This window comes from Streptomyces sp. NPDC005811, from assembly GCF_040630405.1.
In the GTDB taxonomy this organism is placed as follows: Bacteria; Actinomycetota; Actinomycetes; order Streptomycetales; family Streptomycetaceae; genus Streptomyces.
In genome coordinates this window covers 1-1,154 of the sequence record NZ_JBEXXK010000153.1, presented here as the reverse complement: position 1 = coordinate 1,154, position 1,154 = coordinate 1, and the positions used below count along the sequence as shown (strand labels likewise).

Annotated in this window: 2 protein-coding genes; both read left to right on the top strand. The window is 66.9% G+C overall.

What is annotated here, in order from left to right; translation table 11 throughout:
* The first annotated feature begins 69 nt into the window (after nucleotides 1-69).
* A complete protein-coding gene (locus ABZ490_RS52205; protein ID WP_359008155.1) occupies nucleotides 70-609 on the top strand; it encodes a winged helix-turn-helix domain-containing protein in 540 nt (179 codons plus the stop codon).
* A complete protein-coding gene (locus ABZ490_RS52200) occupies nucleotides 606-1,154 on the top strand; it encodes a transposase (RefSeq protein ID WP_359008158.1) in 549 nt (182 codons plus the stop codon). The genes ABZ490_RS52205 and ABZ490_RS52200 overlap by 4 nt, the downstream gene beginning before the upstream one ends.

Here is a 1,154-nt window from a genome sequence, read left to right as displayed (position 1 = left end):
GTTACTGACTTTTGCGACGTAATGTCGTTGGGGGCTGACGATGTGTGATCGTTGCGGTATGCCGGTTGTGTGAGATATCCGCAGGGTGGTGGGCTGACGCCTGAACGGCAGGCGTTTCGTGAGCGGATCCGGCTGGAGGCCGCGGAGCAGTTTGCTGCTGGTGTCTCCAACGCGGAGGTCGCCAAGGACTTACGGGTGAGTGTGCGCTCGGTGCAGCGCTGGCGCCGGGCCTGGCACGACACCGGCACCGAAGGGCTGCGCTCTGCCGGGCCCGTGTCACAGCCCAAGCTGAGTGATGCCCTGTTCACCGTGCTCGAGCAGGAGCTCGCCAGGGGGCCGGTCGCGCACGGCTGGCCGGACCAGACGTGGACGCTGGCACGGATCAAGACGCTGATCGGGCGCCGGTTCCACAAGAGCATGACGCTGTCGGCGATCGCGCGGATGCTTCACCGGCACGGCTTCAGCCACCAGGTCCCGGCCCGCCGGGCGGTCGAGCGCGACGAGGAGGCCGTGGCGGGCTGGGTGAAGGAGATCTGGCCGCAGGTGGAAGGTCCGTGGCGGCGCTCGATGCCTGGCTGTGCTTCGAAGACGAGGCCGGCTTCTCGATGACGCCGCCCACCGCACGGACATGGGCCCGGCGCGGACGCACACCCTTCATCCGGGTGAGGGGACGTTCCCAACGCCGCTTCTCCGTCGCCGCTCTGGCCTGCTACAAGCACGGCGAACGCTCGCGGCTGATCTACCGGCCCAAGCGGCATCTCGATCACAAGCGGGGCGGCAGACGCAGTTTCACCTGGACCGACTACCGCGACCTGCTCGTCGCCGCACACCGGCAGCTCGGCGCACCGCTTGTGCTCGTGTGGGACAACCTCAACGTCCACAAGGACCGCCGGCTGCGGGAGTTCATCGACACCCGCGACTGGATCACCTGCTACTTCCTGCCTGCCTACGCACCGGACCTCAACCCCGTCGAGGGCATCTGGTCCCTGCTGCGACGCAGCAGCCAGGTCAACACCGCCTTCACCGAACCAGACCACCTCATCAGCACGCTCCGACACGGTCTCCGTCAGATCCAGTACCGCAGCAACCTCATCGACGGATGCCTCGCCGAAACCGGACTCACCTCGACGACATCACGGCGACAACGTCAGTAG